Source organism: Photobacterium sp. R1 (assembly GCF_054600795.1).
Genome location: NZ_BAAHZP010000838.1, coordinates 1 through 246 on the forward strand (window position 1 = coordinate 1; position 246 = coordinate 246).

Consider the following 246-nt stretch of genomic DNA (forward strand, 5'->3'; position numbering starts at 1 on the left):
CTCACTCAGCAGGACAAACTCGCAAATCTGGCCAAAGATATTGCAGGTCGTGTCTACGGACGTCAGTTAGACATTCCTGAGCACTTTTATCCAGACTTTCTTGCCTATGTTCAACGCTGCCTTGATGCTGCCAATCAGGCCAGCCGTGTCATCCATGAACTGGATGAACTGCTGGAGACCGGCTTTAAAGGCCGTGAAGTGACTCTGGTGGCGGAAATGATCAATCAGCTTGACGTTATCGAAGAT

At 49.2% G+C, this 246-nt stretch carries 1 protein-coding gene; it reads left to right on the forward strand.

From position 1 onward, the window contains the following. Positions 1-246, forward strand: a 246-nt coding sequence (locus tag ACYP03_RS27440; protein WP_459782865.1) for a DUF47 family protein, incomplete at both ends; no start/stop codon positions are given.